This window comes from Desulfococcus sp. (assembly GCF_050178255.1).
GTDB lineage: Bacteria > Desulfobacterota > Desulfobacteria > Desulfobacterales > Desulfococcaceae > Desulfococcus > Desulfococcus multivorans.
Genome location: NZ_JBFXGG010000017.1, coordinates 1 through 17,429 on the forward strand (window position 1 = coordinate 1; position 17,429 = coordinate 17,429).

Annotated in this window: 20 protein-coding genes; 8 read left to right on the top strand and 12 right to left on the bottom strand. The window is 54.6% G+C overall.

The annotated features are described in order from the left end of the window. A partial coding sequence (locus AB7S84_RS05290) for a hypothetical protein (protein ID WP_428153272.1) occupies nt 1–887 on the top strand: 887 nt, incomplete at its 5' end. A gap of 175 nt (nt 888–1,062) precedes the next feature. After that, the gene (locus AB7S84_RS05295; protein WP_428153274.1) at nt 1,063–1,551 is read left to right on the top strand and encodes an enoyl-CoA hydratase-related protein; all 489 of its coding nucleotides are present in this window, start codon (nt 1,063–1,065) and stop codon (nt 1,549–1,551) included. A gap of 106 nt (nt 1,552–1,657) precedes the next feature. Here AB7S84_RS05295 and rpsI read toward each other — a convergent pair whose 3' ends face one another. Next, on the bottom strand, nt 1,658–2,053 hold the full coding sequence (gene rpsI, locus AB7S84_RS05300; protein ID WP_020877182.1) for a 30S ribosomal protein S9: 396 nt from the start codon (nt 2,051–2,053) through the stop codon (nt 1,658–1,660). A 56-nt stretch (nt 2,054–2,109) separates the two neighbouring features. Then, nucleotides 2,110–2,544, bottom strand: a complete 435-nt coding sequence (gene rplM, locus AB7S84_RS05305; protein ID WP_020877183.1) for a 50S ribosomal protein L13 — start codon at nt 2,542–2,544, stop codon at nt 2,110–2,112. 285 nt (nt 2,545–2,829) lie between these two features. On the opposite strand from rplM, the gene AB7S84_RS05310 reads away from it, so the two are divergent. After that, nucleotides 2,830–3,498, top strand: coding sequence for a class IV adenylate cyclase (locus AB7S84_RS05310; RefSeq protein WP_020877184.1), 669 nt, complete (start codon nt 2,830–2,832; stop codon nt 3,496–3,498). Next, nucleotides 3,495–4,286 (top strand): endonuclease/exonuclease/phosphatase family protein, encoded by a 792-nt coding sequence (locus AB7S84_RS05315; protein ID WP_020877185.1) that lies wholly within the window; start codon nt 3,495–3,497, stop codon nt 4,284–4,286. Before AB7S84_RS05310 ends, AB7S84_RS05315 begins: the two co-directional genes overlap by 4 nt. A 9-nt stretch (nt 4,287–4,295) precedes the next feature. On the opposite strand, the gene AB7S84_RS05320 is transcribed toward AB7S84_RS05315, so the two are convergent. The 10 genes from AB7S84_RS05320 to tolQ all read right to left on the bottom strand — a co-directional run bounded on the left by AB7S84_RS05320 (nt 4,296) and on the right by tolQ (nt 13,039). After that, nucleotides 4,296–5,114 carry an SAM hydrolase/SAM-dependent halogenase family protein gene (locus AB7S84_RS05320; protein ID WP_020877186.1) on the bottom strand — a complete coding sequence of 273 codons (819 nt, stop codon included), beginning with the start codon at nt 5,112–5,114 and terminating at the stop codon, nt 4,296–4,298. A 14-nt stretch (nt 5,115–5,128) separates the two neighbouring features. After that, entirely contained in the window at nt 5,129–6,184 is a 1,056-nt protein-coding gene (gene ruvB, locus AB7S84_RS05325) for a Holliday junction branch migration DNA helicase RuvB (RefSeq protein ID WP_020877187.1), read from the bottom strand. Nucleotides 6,185–6,457: 273 nt separating this feature from the next. Beyond that, nucleotides 6,458–7,084, bottom strand: coding sequence for a Holliday junction branch migration protein RuvA (ruvA, locus tag AB7S84_RS05330; RefSeq protein WP_020877188.1), 627 nt, complete (start codon nt 7,082–7,084; stop codon nt 6,458–6,460). A 36-nt stretch (nt 7,085–7,120) separates the two neighbouring features. Next, nucleotides 7,121–7,618 (bottom strand): crossover junction endodeoxyribonuclease RuvC, encoded by a 498-nt coding sequence (locus tag AB7S84_RS05335; protein ID WP_020877189.1) that lies wholly within the window; start codon nt 7,616–7,618, stop codon nt 7,121–7,123. Between the two features lie 46 nt (nt 7,619–7,664). Continuing rightward, nucleotides 7,665–8,477 (bottom strand): tol-pal system protein YbgF, encoded by an 813-nt coding sequence (ybgF, locus tag AB7S84_RS05340; protein ID WP_020877190.1) that lies wholly within the window; start codon nt 8,475–8,477, stop codon nt 7,665–7,667. Between the two features lie 114 nt (nt 8,478–8,591). Further along, nucleotides 8,592–9,155 carry a peptidoglycan-associated lipoprotein Pal gene (pal, locus tag AB7S84_RS05345; protein ID WP_020877191.1) on the bottom strand — a complete coding sequence of 188 codons (564 nt, stop codon included), beginning with the start codon at nt 9,153–9,155 and terminating at the stop codon, nt 8,592–8,594. Between the two features lie 80 nt (nt 9,156–9,235). Further along, nucleotides 9,236–10,552 (bottom strand): Tol-Pal system beta propeller repeat protein TolB, encoded by a 1,317-nt coding sequence (gene tolB, locus AB7S84_RS05350; RefSeq protein WP_428153281.1) that lies wholly within the window; start codon nt 10,550–10,552, stop codon nt 9,236–9,238. 41 nt (nt 10,553–10,593) lie between these two features. Further along, entirely contained in the window at nt 10,594–11,802 is a 1,209-nt protein-coding gene (locus AB7S84_RS05355) for a TonB C-terminal domain-containing protein (protein ID WP_428153283.1), read from the bottom strand. Further along, a complete protein-coding gene (locus AB7S84_RS05360) occupies nt 11,802–12,326 on the bottom strand; it encodes an ExbD/TolR family protein (protein ID WP_428153287.1) in 525 nt (174 codons plus the stop codon). Before AB7S84_RS05360 ends, AB7S84_RS05355 begins: the two co-directional genes overlap by 1 nt. Further along, a complete protein-coding gene (gene tolQ / locus AB7S84_RS05365; RefSeq protein WP_020877195.1) occupies nt 12,326–13,039 on the bottom strand; it encodes a protein TolQ in 714 nt (237 codons plus the stop codon). Before tolQ ends, AB7S84_RS05360 begins: the two co-directional genes overlap by 1 nt. 214 nt (nt 13,040–13,253) lie before the next feature. Between tolQ and AB7S84_RS05370 the strand changes: the two genes are divergently transcribed. The 4 genes from AB7S84_RS05370 (at nt 13,254) to AB7S84_RS05385 (ending at nt 17,269) form a co-directional block, all read left to right on the top strand. Next, on the top strand, nt 13,254–13,814 hold the full coding sequence (locus AB7S84_RS05370; protein ID WP_020877196.1) for an HD domain-containing protein: 561 nt from the start codon (nt 13,254–13,256) through the stop codon (nt 13,812–13,814). Nucleotides 13,815–13,936: 122 nt separating this feature from the next. Next, a complete protein-coding gene (locus AB7S84_RS05375) occupies nt 13,937–14,578 on the top strand; it encodes a succinate dehydrogenase cytochrome b subunit (protein WP_020877197.1) in 642 nt (213 codons plus the stop codon). Between the two features lie 13 nt (nt 14,579–14,591). After that, nucleotides 14,592–16,505, top strand: coding sequence for a fumarate reductase/succinate dehydrogenase flavoprotein subunit (locus tag AB7S84_RS05380; protein WP_428153291.1), 1,914 nt, complete (start codon nt 14,592–14,594; stop codon nt 16,503–16,505). Next, a complete protein-coding gene (locus AB7S84_RS05385) occupies nt 16,502–17,269 on the top strand; it encodes a succinate dehydrogenase/fumarate reductase iron-sulfur subunit (RefSeq protein ID WP_020877199.1) in 768 nt (255 codons plus the stop codon). The genes AB7S84_RS05380 and AB7S84_RS05385 overlap by 4 nt, the downstream gene beginning before the upstream one ends. The last annotated feature ends 160 nt before the right edge of the window (nt 17,270–17,429 follow it).

The following is a 17,429-nucleotide window of genomic DNA, read 5'->3' on the forward strand; positions in this document are numbered from 1 at the left end:
AGGCGGAGCGGAAAGCCGCCGAGGAGAAGGCTGCCGCCGAGAAGGCCGAGGCGGAGCGGAAAGCCGCCGAGGAGAAGGCTGCCGCCGAGAAGGCCGAGGCGGAGCGGAAAGCCGCCGAGGAGAAGGCTGCCGCCGAGAAGGCCGAGGCGGAGCGGAAAGCCGCCGAGGAGAAGGCAAGGGCGAAAAAAAAGGCCGATCCAGTGGAAAAAGCCGTCCGGTATACGGTTGCCTGTCTGGCGGTCGTTTTTACCTTGATCGTGGCTGCCAGTTTCTCAAACCACTCCCGATATTACCTGAGATCCGACGGCGATGCATTGGCGGTGTGGAAGGGCCGATTCTCTCCGGTTGGAACAGTTCGGATTGCCAAGCTTTCCGGAATGTCCATGCCGTCTGCCCTCAAGGATGTCTATACCCGGACGGAAGCGCTCACACTGATCCTGGACCATTATATTTCAAAAGCCGACGCACTCTTCGCAGAGGAGGCGCCAGACCTTGAGCAGATCCATTCATACCTGATGGAAGCGCAGACTTTTGCCTTTAACGATGAATATCGGAATGCGGTGGAAACGCGGCTGATCAGGGTCTCTTTCATGGAGACGCTTTTCAGGGCTGATGCGGCGATTGCCAAGGGAGGCCCGGCGGATCTTCAAAAAGCCCTCGAGATCCTTCAGGAGGCTGCGGCCCTCGATTTGACCGAGCAACAAGCTTTGATCGTTGAAAAACGGCTTGAGACCGTCAAGGGTATCCTGGACGGGGCCCAGGCGATTACCGGCGCCGCACCCGGGACGGCAGCCCCTGAACAGGCACCTGAACCCGGGGCCTCCGTTCCGGATCAACATTCTACGGAAACGATATCTGAAGACGGAAAATCTGAAATGACCATCTGAGGTATCGCATCAGACCGCTGTACACAAAAGCGAATTGCAGGCCCGGTTTCCCGCAGCTGCAATTCGCTTTTTATATTTCCCTTTCAACTTTCGACTTTCATGGCACCGGCCGATAAAAGTCGAAATTTGAGTTTCCCCCTCGTTTTGCCCCGGCACTTTCTGAAAGGAGTTTTTAATGGATGTTGTTTTATGGGAAAAAAAGAACAATGTGGGATGGTTGACGCTCAATTGCCCCGAAACCAGAAATGCACTCTCCCTGGAGATGATCGGGACGATTCAGGCCCAATTGAATCAACTTCGGAACCGTGAGGATATCAGGGCGCTCGTCGTCCGTGGAAACGGCCCGGTTTTCTGTGCCGGACACAATTTGAGGGAATTGACCGACGTCATGTCCGAAGTCGGGCGCCTACGGCAGATTTTTATGGCGTGTTCCGAAATGATGCTCACCTTGCAGGCGTTGCCGCAGCCGGTAATCGCTCAGGTGCACGGCATCGCGACTGCAGCCGGATGTCAGTTGGGGGCGGCCTGCGATCTGGCCGAGGCTGCGGCTTATCGTTATGCGACGGAATCCATGGTGGTCAACAGCATGGACATGGATGCCGGGGAAGGCATCTCCGCCTTTCTGGAAAAGCGGTCGCCGGTATGGAAAAAGCGAGACCGATAGGTCGGACCGACGGCGTTTTTTCCCTTGGTGGGTGCGGCAAAAAAAGGGAGCAGAATATGATATCTGCTCCCTTGGAGAAACGAAGAACGAAGGGTGTAAGAAGAGACTACCGTTTCGAGAACTGGAAGCGCGCTCTTGCACCTTTCTGACCGTATTTTTTCCGCTCCTTGACCCGAGGATCGCGTTTCACAAAACCTGCTTTTTTCAGAATCGGTCTCAAATCCGGATCCATCTCGATGAGCGCCCGCGTCAGGCCATGACGAATCGCGCCGACCTGTCCCGATATACCCCCTCCGGACACGGTGACGTTGATGTCAAAGCTGTCTATATTATTGGTGATGTTAAGCGGTTGGATCAGGGTCAGCCGCATCGATTCCGTTGGAATGTAATCCCCGATTTCCCGGTTGTTGATCAGGATCTTCCCTCTGCCGGGTTTTATCCAGGTTCTGGCTACTGCCGTTTTGCGTCTTCCTGTTGCGTAAAAAACCGTTTCTTTTTCCATGAATTGCCTCAATCGATTGGATCAGTGATTTTAAACAAGGGATCTTCAGATTTGAATCAGAATTCCAGAACCTCGGGTTGCTGCGCGGTGTGTGGATGATCGCTGCCGGAATACACCTTCAGCTTTTTGATCAACCGTTTACCCAGTCTGTTCTTGGGCAGCATTCCCTTGACGGCGAAGCGGATGATGTCCTCCGGTTTTTTGTTCAGCAATTCTTTGGCAGTGGTCGCCGTCAGTCCGCCGGTATAACCGCTGTGCCGGTAGTAGGTTTTCTGCTCCATTTTGCGGCCGGTCAGGACGATCTTGTCCGCATTGATAACGACGATATTATCGCCGGTATCCACATGGGGTGTAAACAATGGATGATGCTTGCCGCGGATTCGATGTGCGATTCTGCTTGCCAATCTGCCCAATACGATGCCGTTGGCATCGACGACATACCATTTGCCGATCTTGTCTGATTCTTTGGCGCTATATGTATATTTTTTCACCGTATTCCACTCCCTGTCATTTATATAATCAGATATACATAGAATAAGACTTGCATATTGTCAATAAAAAATAATGCCCCCACTATCATCCGGGAATTGACATGACGTTTCGCCTTTACTAAACTTTGCTGAACTTGTAAACGGATTTTCGACCGAAAAACGGGCGATACGGATGGGCGTTACGGCAGGAAGGCCATATCCATCGGCCGCTGGTGCGATCGGAGCGTCAATGGCTCCATCGGAATCTTTTATCTTGCTATCCATAATGCACAGGAAACATTTTTAATGTCCCTTGAAATCGAAGTCAAGTTTTACCTGGATCCGAGCCTGCTTTCTCGCGGTGAGATTCTGGATCGTATTGAAGTGTTGGGGGGGCGTTCCGACGGTCGAATCTTTGAGCGAAATATTCGTTTCGAAGATAAGGCAAACAGCCTTTTGGAGCGGAACGCCCTGTTGCGGTTACGAAAAGACCGCCGTGCCAGATTGACCTTCAAATCGGAAGTTCCCGGCATCTCGGCTCAGGACCGGGAGCGGTTTAAGATATTCGAGGAACTCGAGATCGAGGTCAGTGACTTTGCCGTCACGACACAGATTCTCGAAGCCCTTGGATTTCATCCTGTCCAGATTTACGAGAAATGGCGGGAGACATTCGTGATGGGGGAGTGCCTTATCTGCATGGATACCCTGCCATTTGGAGAATTTCTCGAAATCGAGGGGAAACGGGAGACCATCCCCGGGCTGGCCGATCGCATCGGCCTCGACTGGGATCGACGGATTCTCGAAACCTATCTGGGCATTTTCGCCCAACTGAGGACGGCCTTGGAACTGCCCTTTTCCGATGTAACATTCGATCAATTCCGAGGGTTCTCCGGCGGCACAACGCCGGAGGATCTTTCAGTTCATATCCGCCGGTTTGAATCCAGTCGACAGCGGCCGGAGCACTTGACGTCATGACGCTGGATACGATTTCGGTCTTTTCGCTCAATATCCGATTCGGTCTTGCAGATGACGGGCCCAACGCCTGGCGTTTCAGGAAAGCGGTGTTCCCCGCTCTGATAGAACAGTATCCGTCTGATTTCAAGGCCTTTCAAGAGGTGAACAATTTTCAGGCCGATGATCTGGCGGCAATGCTTCCCGATTATGACCACGTGGGCCGGCGGACCCCCGCGCCCCCCTTCTGGCAGAACAACATCATTTTTTATCGACGACCGTGGCAGTGTCATCATGTCGACCATTTTTTTCTGAGCCCCACCCCGGATATCCCGAGCCGTTTTCGAAAAAGCCGATGGCCTCGGCAATGCACCCTGGCCGTTTTCGAGAGAAAAGGGCGGCAGGTGGTTTGCGTCAATACCCATTTCGATTTCAACGAAGAGGTGCAGGCCGACAGTGCGGCGGTCATTCTGGATCGCCTTGACCGTCTGGAGCTCAACGCCTCGACGATTCTGACGGGAGATTTCAATGCATCTCCGGAAAGTCGCTGCCACCAAGTGTTTATCGAGGGAGATCCGGAGGCGGGCACGGCGGATGGGCGCCGATTCCGTAACGCCTTCGAGCCGCCTTATCCGGCAACGCACCACGGATTTTCAGGAGCCCGGATCGGTGATCACATTGATTGGATACTCTATCGGGGCGATCTTCGGCTGAACTGTGCCAAGGTGATTTACCATACCGTTGACGGACGTTATCCATCCGATCATTTTCCGTTGTGGGCGGAATTTCATTGGGCATCTTCGAAAGGATGAGGATCAACATCACTGTGTTGACGGCGTCGCCTTTCGTCTTCGGATATGAATCGCATCGCCGATTCCGACGTCCAGACATTGGTGAGCATTGCCGCCGCTGACGGCGATTTCGAGATAACCCCGGCTGCCGATCAGGGCAAGGCACCTTTTCGCATCAGGAGCGCCATAGGCGTGGGAAAGGCCCGGCAGCCTGATGTCGCGGATCTGAATCTCAAAGGGCGCCCCCGATGGTGCCAGCCGGTCCAGATCAAGGTGGTGGATGTCGGTTAGAAGGTTGCCGAAACGGTCGGCCCCGATGACGGTGCCCACGAGGGTTCCATCGGGAAATCTTCGAGGTGCCGAAAGCTCGATGGGGACCATCTGCTGAAGCGAAATCGGGGGACCCAGGGCTTCGGTGGACACGCCCCGAAGCAAATGGGCCGCTACCGGAGCGAAGATGTCCCGACCATGGAAGGTATGACTGACCTTTGGGAGGAAAAAATCGGAATTGTCGACGCGAACGAGGGTCTCGACCGCCGCTTCCTGAAGCAGGGGGAAAAGAATGCCGTTATCCGGAGCGATAAAACGGTGGCCGCCCGCATTGGCCGCCAGAATATGCCTGTCAGTGCCTACTCCCGGATCGATGACACAGACATGCACGGTCTTCTCCGGAAAATAGCGGAAAGCGGCCCGGATCATTCGCGCGGCCGCGGAAACGTCCTGGGGCGGGATGTCATGGCTGATATCGATGATTGTGGCGGTCGGATGAAGCGTCAGAATGACGCCTTTCATGACCCCGACGTATTCATCGGATAATCCAAAATCCGTCAACAATGTCGCACAGTTCACAGCAGCATCCTCGTCTATTCCTCCCGATCGAAGAGGGGATCCTTGCGGCAGGTGATGGAGAGATGTCTGCAGGCGGCCTCGGAGGCTCGGCGGCCTGAGCTGGTTCTTGTGACAAAACCTGTTTTCAGCAGGTAGGGTTCGACGACATCCACGAGGGTGTCCGTCTCTTCCTGCAACGTCGCTGCGATGGCTTCGATGCCCACCGGGCCGCCGCTGTAAAAACGGATGATGGTTTCCAGGTATCGGCGATCCAGAGCGGTCAGTCCCGCTTCGTCGACGCCTTCGAGGGTCAGCGCTTGAGCCACCGTCGCTTTCGAGATGACGCCGTCGCCGCGGACTTGTGCGTAATCCCGTACGCGTTTGAGGAGCCGGTTGACGATGCGGGGGGTTCCCCGGGACCGCCGGGCCAGTTCCGCTGCGCCGAATGTATCGATCGCCACGTCGAGAAGCGCCGCCGACCGCTTGGCGATGGTGATCAAGTCCTTTTCGGTATAGAAGTCGAGACTTCTGAAGATTCCGAAACGATCCCGCAGCGGGGCGGACAGCAGGCCCACCCTTGTGGTGGCCCCCACCAGGGTGAAACGGTTCAGGCGGAAGCGATGACTACGGGCATGAACACCCTTATCAAAAACAAAATCTACGGCAAAATCCTCCATGGCGGGGTAGAGGAACTCTTCGACCGTTTTAGGCGTTCGATGAATCTCGTCCACAAAGAGGACGTCCCCTTCGGAGAGGTGGGTCAGGATGCCGATGAGATCACCCCCCTTCTCCAGGGCGGGGCCGGAGGTGACGGTGAGGTTTCCACCCATTTCGTTGGCGATGATGTGGGCGAGGGTGGTTTTGCCGAGGCCGGGCGGGCCGTGAAAAAGGACGTGATCCAAGGGCTCGCTTCTGTTTTTTGAGGCCGTTATGGCGATTTCGAGGGTCTCTACGACTTCAGGCTGACCAACGTAGTCGGACAGGGCACGGGGTCTGAGAGAGAGGGTTTCCGGTTCCTCGTCCATGGACAGGGGTTTTGGGGTAAGGATACCTTCCGGATCGGTTGAGTAGGTTAGGATTTTACTGGCCATTGATTGTGTTTCATGCCCCCTACCAAATTATAATTTCAACTTTCGACGGTCATGATGATAACCGGATGGAGGTGCCGGGAGGATACGATCCGAGCCCATTCAGCGGTGCGTCTCAGTGCCGCTTAAGCGTCGCGGGGGATCAGCGGCCCGGACTGTTTGAGCGCCGGCGAGTTTCCAGGCCGCCCGGAGCAAGCTTTAGCGGCACTTGAACGAAACCGCGTCGGGCGGGGGCCGTATCCTTCCGGCACCGGTCTGTGAAAGTCGAACGTTGAGTTATAATAAGGATTTTACCATATTCCCCCGATAAATTTCATCAAAAAGTTGTTCCGGGGTCGTAATGCCCTGATTCCGGTCCAGGGCCTCCGTGATCATTTGCCTGGCTTCAATGGTTTTATGCCCCAGTTGCTCCACCAGCACATCCAGCACTTTTTCGACAAATGCCTCGGCCGCTCCCGATTCCGGGGAAATCTCTCCCGGAACGGATGTGAATTTGCCCATTTTGCCGCCAAGGGTGGCGATGATTTTCTGTGCGGTCCGTACACCAATGCCTTTGAGATTCTTCAGTAGGGTCGTATTACCGGTTTCGATGGCATTGGCGATATCGCTGATGGGTTGATTCAGGGCTTTGACGGCTTTAAGGGGGCCGATGGCCTCGACGGAAATGAACTGCAGAAAAAACTCCTTCTCAAGCTCGGAGTTGAAACCGATCAGAATCGGTGCGGGCTGACGCTCGGTATGGTGGTAGTAAATGAAGAGTGCGAGTTGATCCCCTATCGTTGCGGCATCCAGCGTCTTCATGACAAAAAATGGGAGCATTACCTCATAGCCCACGTGATTCACCAGAAGAAGGATACGATCATCCTCCTTTTGAAAAACAGTTCCTTCGAGATATGCGATCATGGCGTGTGGATATCCTGTGGGTTGAACGACAAGGCGTCAACGATCCTGACATGTTCGGGAGTCGTGTCTGAACAAACCGATGAGTGCCAGGGCAAGCGCGTCGGAGGCATGAAAGGGTTTAATCCGGATCGATCTTCCCAGAATACGGCGTACGGCCATTTCCAACTGAGCCTTGTCGGCACCGCCGTTTCCCGTGAGCACCTTTTTGGCCTCCCGAACCGGAATTTCCCTTATGGGAATATCAGCCTGCCGGCCGGCCAGCAGAATCACTCCGGTGACCTTTCCAAGGGTGATGCCGGATTTGGGAAATCTTTCAAGGGAAAAAACATCTTCGACGATCATCAAATCCGGCTGTTCTTCGCGAAGGACCGTCGAAAGTTTGGTATAAATTCTTTCCAAACGGTCTGCAAGCATTTGTGAGCGCAGTGTGGATATACTGCCGTAGGCATATCCGTTCACCGTCATTCCTCGCCCTCTGACGACACCGATTCCCGTATCCGCCAGACCGGGATCGATACCGATCACCGTGAACATGGGGAAGCAAGGAACCCGATCCTGCCGTTGGCGGGAGAAGGCGACATCAGAGGGTGCTCAATTTCTGGCGAGCGATTTTGGCTTCGCTCGAGCCCGGATATTTCTCGATCAACTCCTGGAGGATCAGCCGTGCATTGGCCTTGTCTCCCATGCCGGCGAAGGCGAATCCCTGTTTCAAAAAAGCTGCCTGAACCTTTTTCCCGCTGGGATATTTTTCGATCACCGTCTGATATTCCAGTATGGCCTGCTCGTATTCCTTTTGTCGGTAAAAGGTTTCACCGATCCAGAACTGCGCGCTGTCTCCATTCCTGGCGTTGGGGTATTGCAGGAGCAACTCTTGAAAGCCTTGGCGGGCTTGATCGAAATCTCCTCGGTCAAAGGCCTGCTTGGCCGTTTGGTAGAGTTCGTTTTCAGTGGCGGCGATCGCGGCTGCTCCTTGGGTTGCGGGCGTAGTGGGAGCACTCGGAGAAGGTGCGTTGCTCCCGGAAACAGTAGATCCTGAGGCCATATCGGAAACCGGAATCTGGAGAATGTCCTCAATCCGTGTGAGCCGCCGGGAAACATCTTCCGAGGTCCGCGTCTGTTCCGTGAGCTGATAGCGGGTTTCCTCGAGTTTCCCGTCAAGGGCCTGGATTTCATTTCGGACCTGATCTGTTGCCACCTGGAGACTGGCGGACTGATTTCTCAATGCCGCCGCCTTGGCATCAATATCTTCCGTGGTTTGCTGTTGAAGTTCCAGGTTTCGCCGCTCGAGGGCTATCACCCGGTCTTCAAGAATTCTGATATCGCTTTGGCTTGCGCAACCCATCATTCCGCAAATCAGGGTGGTCGCCAGACATGTCATCCGGATTGGTTTCATTGCCGTTATCCCGTCGTGATATTCGTGAAATATGAAGATGCGGAAAAAGCCTATTGCCGGCGCTCAAGAAAGGCCGGCAATAGTACGTCCTGCCCGTTTTCGAGGATTCGAGGATTAATTGAAGACGAACTGCGCGCGTCGATTCTTTGCCCAGGCTTCTTCGTCATGGCCTGGATCGGCAGGGCTTTCCTCGCCGTAGCTGACGGGCGTCATCCGTGATGCTGCAACTCCCAATGTCTCGAGATATCTTTTGACGCTCTGGGCGCGGCGATCTCCCAATGCCAGGTTGTACTCGGTGGTGCCTCTCTCGTCACAGTGGCCTTCGATGGTGACGCTCCGGTTCGGATTGTCCTGCAGATATTCCGCTTTTTTCATCAGGATGGACTGGGCTTCGCCGGAGAGAATATCACTGTCGAATTCGAAATAAATGTGCTCGTTCAGGAACTGCTCTTTAGCCCGCCGTTGCTCGGGGGTCAGACCTTCCTCATCAAGGCCTCCCTGATCAAGCCCTCCCTGAGCGTAGCCTGTATCGCCTGCGGATGCCTCGTCGGAAACAGCACCTTCTCCCGCCATGGTCATGCCATCGCTCTTGACCATTTTTTTGGAACAGGACGTCGTTGTCAACAGACCGGGAATGACCAGAAAAACAGCCAGAATGATCCACCATTTCCCACGCATAACTTCTCCTCCTGGATAAAATTGTAGAGTGTATCTTGAACTACGGATTATTGGCCAAAGTGATATCTGCCGGTAGGCGTTCAGTTTCCGGCGGCTTTAGGGGACCAACTTGGCGTGAATTGCTCCCCGCCCATCTGGATCAGACGTCGTTGATCTGTTCCGTATGCCGTCATGACGTATATCCGGGATATCCCTTTTTCTCGATTTGAACTGAAAACGATCAGGGTGCCGTCGGGCGACCATGACGGGGCTTCGTTTTTACCTGCATGATAGGTTAACCGTGCCGCCTGACGGGTTTTCAGATCCATGGCATGGATATTGATTTCTCCGCCTTCAATGGTTGTATAACAGATTTTGTCTCCTCTAGGCGACCAGTTGGGCTGGGTATTGTATCTCCCCTCATAGGTCAGGCGCTCGACTTTTCCGGATCCGATGTCCTTGATGTAGATCTGAGGAGTTCCTGAACGGTTTGAAACAAAGGCCATCCTGCGACCGTCGGGTGAAAAGGTCGGAGAGGTGTCGATACCCCAGTTCTCTGTCAGCTGTTTAATGATTTTCCCGTCGCCGGTCAACAGATAAATATCCTGATCTCCCGAAAAGGAAAAGGTCGCCGCAAGCTTGAACTGACCCGGTACCCAGGCGGGCGTGGTGTTCAATCCTTTTTTTGAGACGATGGTGCCCTGTTTTCCAGTGGGATTGAGGATGTAAAGATCGGGTCGGCCCTTGGCATAGGAAGTGTAAGCTATCCACGAACCGTCCATTCCCCATGCCGGGGTCAGCGTAATGGATTTGAATCGCGTCATCTGTTTGGGATTGCTGCCGTCAAAATCGCAGGTGAAAACCTCCTTGTGGCCCGTTGCCGTGGAGACGAACGCGATTCTGCTGTCGAAGACCCCCCAACTCCCGGTCAGCAGATAAATGATCTCGCTGCAGAAACGGCGCAGCATTTGGGGCATGTCCTTTTTCCACCCTTTGTACCGTTTGCCGATCAGCATTTCTCCCTTGAAGGGATCAAAGAGCCGCAGCTCCATATCGACAAGATCTCCCTGTGTCAGGATGTTCCCGGTGACCAATAATTCCGCACCGATGGTCTTCCAGTTTTGAAACTTGACGGTCGCCCGGTCGGTTTCCGGATTCTGGGGATCCATCAAAAACATCCCTCGGTCCAGGATCTTAAAAAAACCGGTGAAATCGAGGTATTCGGCAATCTGGTTCGAGCTTTTCAAAGCGACTGCCGAGTCCGTCGGCGAAACCCGAAAGGCGGGTATGGCGATGGGAATTTTTTTGAGTGACGGATTCCGGATGTCGATATAGTCATACTGGGCCGAAGCAACGCTCAGAGAGGCGAGCCAGAACACCACGCCCATCAATACTGTCTTGCATACGTCTTTTATCATCGATCGTCCTTATCACCTGTTTTCGGATGCGGTTGGATGAGTCAGTTCAATCCCGTGGGGGTGAATACCAAGGCAATAGTGTACTCCGAAAGTCCCTTCGGCAGCGGCGGCAGCGGGTCGGACTTCATGACCGCATTATAGGCGGACTGATCCAGGAAATTATTGCCTGAGCGTTGTTCGTACCAGAGATTTTGAATCTTCCCCGTCGGGAGAATGGTAATGACGAGGATTGTTTTAAGGTCCTTCCTTCCGGCGGCAAGATTGGCCGAAAAAGCCCAATTTCGCTCGATTTGATAGGATATCTGGGCCTTGTAGATATCACTGATGCCGCCCATCATCCCTCCGGCCGCTCCTTTTCCGCTGACGGCCCCCCGGCCGGTCCGATCACTCCCGCCGCTGCCGGCGCCGGTCCCCTTGGCGGCAAGGGCAGTGCCCCCGGATCCGGATCCAGAGCCGGACCCGGATCCTTGCCTGGTCCGTGCCTTGACTTTCTCGATCGCCTCTTTAATGGATTCCGCCCGATCGGCCGATGGCGTTACGGCCGACTTCCGAGTCCCGGCGGTCTTCCGGGTTTCATTACCGGGCTTGATCACCTTGGGCTCGGATTGGGCCGCCTTGGGTTTGGACGCCGCGGTTTTTGGCTTTTCATCCGTCATATCGGGTTTAGGCTCAACAACGGTTTTCGGTTCCGCGGTTTTCGGCTTTTTCGGCGTTGCAGTCTTGACCGGAGGTGTATTTTCAACTTTTGGAGCCTCTTTGATGACCACCTGCTCCTTGGATGTGGGGGGCATCGGCTTGGGGATGTCCGCAGGCTTTTTGAGTGTCGGCTTTTTGACGACGGGCTCCGGCGCTTCCGATACCTCGGGCTGCCGAGCCGGCGCCGTTTCCGCATGTGACGGCGGTTCCGGTGCAGCGGGTTCCGGTGCTTCGACGGCGGTATCGGGCTCCTCGGACGCCATGACGTCAGGGTCCTCCGATGTTACCACGGGCGCCTCAGGCACCGACTTCCTGTTTTTCGTCCGCGCGCCTGCGGGAGGTCCCGACTGGGGAAGCTCGCCGGGAGAGATCATGGTGACGTTGATGGCCGCCGGGGGTGCCTCGATTTTCGGTTTGCGGTCAAAGCCGACAAAGAGCATGCCGAAGAGTATCGCATGAACCAGGACGGATCCGATAAAGGACGAAGTGAGGATGCGGGTGTCGACGGTATGACCGTTGAAGGGAGACCGGTTTTCTCTGGAACGTTCTTTCATTAAACTCTATCTTTGGACGCGGCGTTCTTTCGTTTCGCGTCAGGCTTTATCCCCGTGCGGGACATCCTGTCCGTATCCGTCGGGGATGCGGCGGCCTTTTTGCCGGGGGTGTCCCGGTTGGTGCCGAGAGGTTCCGTCACCATCCCCAGCTTTTCCACACCGGCGCCTTTGATCTCAGACATGACCCGAACAGCCATACCGTAGGCGATGTCCTTGTCGGCCCGGAAATAGACCTGACGGTCATGGGATCCATCGAGAATTTTTATCAGTTTCTCCTGCAGGGAATCAAGGGAAACCTCATAATCGTTGATGAAAATCGTGTTCTGGGCGTCGACCGTCACCATCAGCTGCTCGGCATCGGAGGGGAGGGCCTTCGACACTGCCTCCGGAAGGGCAACATCCACCCCCTGGGTCATCATCGGAGCCGATACCATGAAAATGATCAGCAGCACCAGCATCACGTCCACGAAAGGCGTGACGTTGATGTCGGACATCAGACGGTCGCTGTTGCTTTCAATGGCCATTATCGTTTACCCTTTGCCGGAAGAATGTCGATTTCGATGATGTTCAGAAAGTCGGCGGCAAAACTCTGAAGCTCCGATTCCATCACCCGGATGCGCTGCATGAAATAGTTGAAGGCGATAACGGCCGGAATGGCCACCGCCAACCCGGCCGCCGTGGCCACGAGGGCTTCGGATATGCCGGGCGCGACCACCGCCAGACTGGCCGTGCCGCTTTGCCCGATACCCCGAAAGGATTCCATGATCCCCCAAACCGTTCCGAAAAGTCCGATAAACGGTGTCGTGTTGCCCGCCGTCGCCAGGAATGGGATCATCTGGGTCATGCGGGTGGTCTCGGTGGTGATGGCACGTCTCAGGGCGCGCTTGACGTTGTCGATGCCGGTAAATTTTTCGATGAGCGAATTCCCGTCTTCACCGGTGGATTTGTTGTTTGACTGGCGGAGTTTTTTGAGTTCGACGTATCCGATGCTGAAGACCCTCGCCAGGGGGCTGCCGTCCAGAATTCTGGCCTCCTTATAAGCAAGGGACAAATCTCGGCTTTCCCAGAAAATGTCTGTGAAGGCTTCCGATTGTCTGAAAGCTCTGCGCATATAAAGGTACTTGATGAGGATGATGGTCCAGGATGTCAGTGAGAAAAAGAGGAGCAGAAGGAGGACGAGTTGGACCATGTAACCGGCCTCCGCGACAATATGAAGAATATCCAGATTGTTGGTCATGAATGTCTCCGATCGTTGTGCTTTTAAACCTATGTATTTCAAATGTTCTAAGGTATATGAACAAAAATAGGGTGTCAAGCGAATTGCACAAGAATGGTTATGATAATTAAAATACAATAAAATTAATGCGTTGTATTGTGCCTGCGGCGTCATGATTTCGGTGTGCCCTGAAAGAAAAAAAAGGATGTAACTCTATGAAAAAACGGAGAAATATATGAGAACAATTGTAAACTTGTTGTTTGAAGCAAAAATGTTGAAGGAAATTCCCCGGTCGGGATACCATTTTCTGGGTGCCGGAGAGGAGTCTGTGGCGGAACATTCTTTCATGATCACCTTCATCGCGTATGCCATGGCGGAAATGGATCCAAGCGTCGACGCCCTGAAGCTGATTTCCATGTGTCTGATCCACGATCTCCCCGAAGCCCGAACCGGAGATCTCAACTACGTGCAAAAAAACTATGTGTCATCCAACGAGGCCAAAGCGGTCCGTCATACGATAAAGGACCTTCCTTTCGGTTCGAGTATAGCCGGGTTGATCGAAGAGTTCCGATCCGGTGAAACCCGGGAATCGCTTCTGGCCCATGACGCGGATCAAATCGCCTTCATACTCGATTTGAAGGCGCTTATGGACATCGGGCACTCGCCGCCCCAAAAATGGCTGCCTACGGTATTGCAGCGCCTCAAGACGGAAACGGGGAAATTGCTGGCCCAAAAGATCATGGAGACGGAGTGGGATGAATGGTGGCTCAAAAATTATGTTGACAGACCGGAGTGAAACCAATAGTAACTATTGTTTGCAGGCCATGATCATTCCTGGCTTGGATAAATTTAACTTCCTTATTTGTTTGGGGATTTATTATATAACCACATTTCAACTCTTTAGCAGTGGAGGAAAAGATGAATTGGATTGCAAAGACTGTGGGAACTTCCATCGGGAAGAAGCTCTTCATGGCCCTTACCGGCCTGGGCTTCATCGGGTTCCTGTCGGGACATCTTGCCGGAAACCTGACCATTTATGGGGGAAAGGATGCCTTTAACAGCTACGCGGAACACCTCCATTCCCTGGGTCCCCTGATTACCCTGATGGAGTTGGGGCTCCTGACCTTCGCCGTTGTCCATGTGGGTGTCGGGCTCTACCTCTTCTACCAGAACTACACGGCAAGACCGGTTCGCTATGCCGTCAACAAAAGCGGCGGAGGACGCACCATCGGCTCCCAAACCATGCCCTATACCGGTATCCTGATGCTGCTTTTCATCATTTTTCACCTGCTGAACTTTCATTTCGTCGACAAAACCCACACCACGATCTTTGAAATTGTTTCAAATGCCTTTTCCAATCCCCTGTATGTGATCACTTATGTCGCCGCCATGATTGTCGTCGCCGTCCACGTCAGCCACGGTTTCTGGAGCGCCTTCCAGACTCTTGGCGCCAACCATCCCAAATACATGCCGATCATCCATGTGGCGGGTATCGCGTTCAGCATTCTCGTCGGCGTCGGCTTCGGCTTCATTCCGATTTATGTTTCCATTCTTGCCTAAGGAGGTTTCGTCCATGCAGCTTGATGCCAAGATTCCGAGCGGTCCCATCCAGGATAAATGGGACAAACATCGTTTTGATCTCAAACTCGTCAATCCCGCCAACAAAAGAAAATACGACATTATCGTCGTCGGCACCGGCCTGGCCGGGGGTGCCGCCGCTGCGACGCTTGCCGAGTTGGGGTACAATGTCAAGAACTTCTGCATTCAGGACAGCCCGAGAAGGGCTCACAGTATCGCGGCCCAGGGCGGCATCAATGCCGCTAAAAATTACCAGAATGACGGTGACTCCATCTGGCGGTTGTTCTACGATACGGTCAAAGGAGGCGATTTCCGGGCACGTGAGGCCAACGTGTATCGCCTGGCCCAGGTCAGCCGGAACATCATTGACCAAGGTGTGGCCCAGGGCATCCCTTTTGCCCGGGAATACGGCGGTCAACTGGCCAACCGTTCCTTCGGCGGCGCCCAGGTCTCCAGAACCTTCTATGCCCGCGGCCAGACGGGGCAGCAGCTGCTGTTGGGGGCGTATGCCTCTCTTTCCCGGCAGATCGCGGCCGGCAAGGTAAAGATGTATCCCCGGCGGGAGATGCTCGATCTGGTGCTCGTCGGCGGCAAGGCCAGGGGTATCGTGACCCGGAACCTGATCAACGGCGAGATCGAGACATACGCAGCTCATGCGGTGGTATTGGCCACCGGCGGATACGGGAATGTCTTTTTCCTCTCCACCAATGCCATGAACTGTAACGTCAACGCCTCCTACCGATGTTATCGTCGAGGCGCTTTCTTCGGCAACCCCTGTTACACTCAAATCCATCCCACCTGCATTCCCGTCCATGGCGACTATCAATCGAAGCTCACCCTCATGAGCGAGAGTCTCCGGAACGACGGTCGGGTGTGGGTTCCCAAAAAACCGGGCGACAAGCGGGCCCCCGGTGACATTCCCGAATCCGAGCGCTTTTACTATCTCGAGGAGAAATATCCAAGCTTCGGCAACCTGGTGCCTCGAGACGTCGCATCTCGAAACGCCAAGGAACAGTGTGATCAGGGGCGGGGTGTCGGCGAGACCGGCCTGGCCGTCTACCTCGATTTCCGGGACGCCATAGAGCGGGACGGCCGAAACGTCATCGCCAAGAAATACGGCAACTTGTTCCAGATGTACGAAAAGATAACGGCTCAGGATCCCTATCAGATGCCGATGATGATCTATCCGGCGGTTCACTACACCATGGGGGGCCTTTGGGTCGATTACAATCTGATGACTACCGTCCCGGGTCTGTTCGCCGCGGGTGAGTGCAATTTTTCCGATCACGGTGCCAACCGGTTGGGCGCCAGTGCTCTGATGCAAGGCCTGGCGGACGGCTATTTTGTCATCCCGTATACCATCGGCGGATACCTTGCCGGTGAATCCCATGAGATCGTCACCACCGATCATCCGGCCTTCAAGGATACCCTCGGTCAGGTGAGCGATCGTATCAACAAGCTCATGTCCATCAACGGCAAGCGGACCGTGGACGATTTTCACAAAAAACTCGGCCATATCCTGTGGGAATATTGCGGCATGGCCCGGAACAACGACGGTCTCGACAAGGCGAGAGGCATGATTCAGGAACTTCGTTCGGAATTCTGGGAAAATGTTCGGGTTCCCGGCGAGACCCGGAATATTAACCAGAGCCTTGAAAAAGCCGGCCGTGTGGCCGATTTTCTCGAGTTCGCCGAACTGATGGTCGTTGATGCCCGCCATCGTCAGGAATCCTGCGGTGGCCACTTCAACGAGGAGTTCCAGACCGAAGAGGGCGAGGCGCTTCGGGACGATGACAATTTCTGCTATGCCGCCGCCTGGGAAGATCGAGGACCGGGCGAGGACCCCGTACTCCACAAAGAGCCCCTGGAATTTGAATACGTCAAACTAACGCAAAGGAGCTACAAGTGACATCGAAAGCTATTAATCTAACCCTGAAGGTATGGCGTCAGAACGGTCCCAAGGATAAAGGCCGGTTTGAAGATTACAGCGCCAATAACATTTCGACGGATATGTCCTTCCTGGAGATGCTCGATGTCGTCAACGAAGAGCTGACGCTCTCAGACAAGGACCCCATCGCATTTGACAGCGACTGCCGGGAGGGGATATGCGGCCAATGCGGCTGCGTGGTCGGAGGGCATCCCCACGGCCATGAAAAGGGGACAACCCTTTGCCAACTCCACATGCGTCATTTCAAGGACGGCGACACGGTGGTCATCGAACCTTTCCGCGCTCGGGCGTTCAAGGTTTTGAAAGACTTGATGATCGACCGAAGCGCCCTTGACGGTATCATCCAGGCGGGCGGGTTTATCTCCGTCAACGCCGGAGGAGCCCCGGACGCCAATGCCATCTCGATTTCCCAGGATGTAGCGGAAAAAGCCATGGATGCCGCCCAGTGCATCGGTTGCGGAGCTTGTGTCGCGGCATGTCCCAACGCCTCCGCCATGCTCTTCACCAGCGCCAAAATTTCTCATCTGGCGCTTCTTCCCCAGGGACGTCCGGAGGCGGCTCGCAGAGCCCTCAACATGATCCGGGAGATGGATGCCCTGGGCTTCGGCAACTGCAGCAACGAAAGAGAGTGCGAGGCGGAATGCCCCAAAGAAATCTCCATCGTCAACATTGCCCGCGCGAACCGGGAGTTCCTGAAGGCCGGTTTTTTCTCCAGCGTGATGTAGCGTAATTTCCGGGCAGTCGGATCTTCGGCTGTCCGGGACGACCATTTCCAATCCGCGACTGTCCGCAACAACTCCTCTGGATTCGATCGGGTTTGTTTTATAGATAGACCGCGCCCCTTGCCCTCCATCCAATGGCGGCGCCGGTGGTGGGAAGCGAAGA

What these genes read in the sequence shown, in the direction of transcription:
- AB7S84_RS05370 (WP_020877196.1), top strand. Translation starts at nt 13,254, where the DNA reads ATGAGAACAATTGTAAACTTGTTGTTTGAAGCAAAAATGTTGAAGGAA.
- ruvA (WP_020877188.1), bottom strand. Translation starts at nt 7,084, where the DNA reads ATGATCGCATATCTCGAAGGAACTGTTTTTCAAAAGGAGGATGATCGT.
- AB7S84_RS05360 (WP_428153287.1), bottom strand. Translation starts at nt 12,326, where the DNA reads ATGGCCATTGAAAGCAACAGCGACCGTCTGATGTCCGACATCAACGTC.
- AB7S84_RS05380 (WP_428153291.1), top strand. Translation starts at nt 14,592, where the DNA reads ATGCAGCTTGATGCCAAGATTCCGAGCGGTCCCATCCAGGATAAATGG.
- rpsI (WP_020877182.1), bottom strand. Translation starts at nt 2,053, where the DNA reads ATGGAAAAAGAAACGGTTTTTTACGCAACAGGAAGACGCAAAACGGCA.
- AB7S84_RS05335 (WP_020877189.1), bottom strand. Translation starts at nt 7,618, where the DNA reads ATGTTCACGGTGATCGGTATCGATCCCGGTCTGGCGGATACGGGAATC.
- ruvB (WP_020877187.1), bottom strand. Translation starts at nt 6,184, where the DNA reads ATGGCCAGTAAAATCCTAACCTACTCAACCGATCCGGAAGGTATCCTT.
- ybgF (WP_020877190.1), bottom strand. Translation starts at nt 8,477, where the DNA reads ATGAAACCAATCCGGATGACATGTCTGGCGACCACCCTGATTTGCGGA.
- AB7S84_RS05295 (WP_428153274.1), top strand. Translation starts at nt 1,063, where the DNA reads ATGGATGTTGTTTTATGGGAAAAAAAGAACAATGTGGGATGGTTGACG.
- pal (WP_020877191.1), bottom strand. Translation starts at nt 9,155, where the DNA reads ATGCGTGGGAAATGGTGGATCATTCTGGCTGTTTTTCTGGTCATTCCC.
- tolQ (WP_020877195.1), bottom strand. Translation starts at nt 13,039, where the DNA reads ATGACCAACAATCTGGATATTCTTCATATTGTCGCGGAGGCCGGTTAC.
- tolB (WP_428153281.1), bottom strand. Translation starts at nt 10,552, where the DNA reads ATGATAAAAGACGTATGCAAGACAGTATTGATGGGCGTGGTGTTCTGG.
- AB7S84_RS05315 (WP_020877185.1), top strand. Translation starts at nt 3,495, where the DNA reads ATGACGCTGGATACGATTTCGGTCTTTTCGCTCAATATCCGATTCGGT.
- AB7S84_RS05355 (WP_428153283.1), bottom strand. Translation starts at nt 11,802, where the DNA reads ATGAAAGAACGTTCCAGAGAAAACCGGTCTCCCTTCAACGGTCATACC.
- AB7S84_RS05375 (WP_020877197.1), top strand. Translation starts at nt 13,937, where the DNA reads ATGAATTGGATTGCAAAGACTGTGGGAACTTCCATCGGGAAGAAGCTC.
- AB7S84_RS05310 (WP_020877184.1), top strand. Translation starts at nt 2,830, where the DNA reads ATGTCCCTTGAAATCGAAGTCAAGTTTTACCTGGATCCGAGCCTGCTT.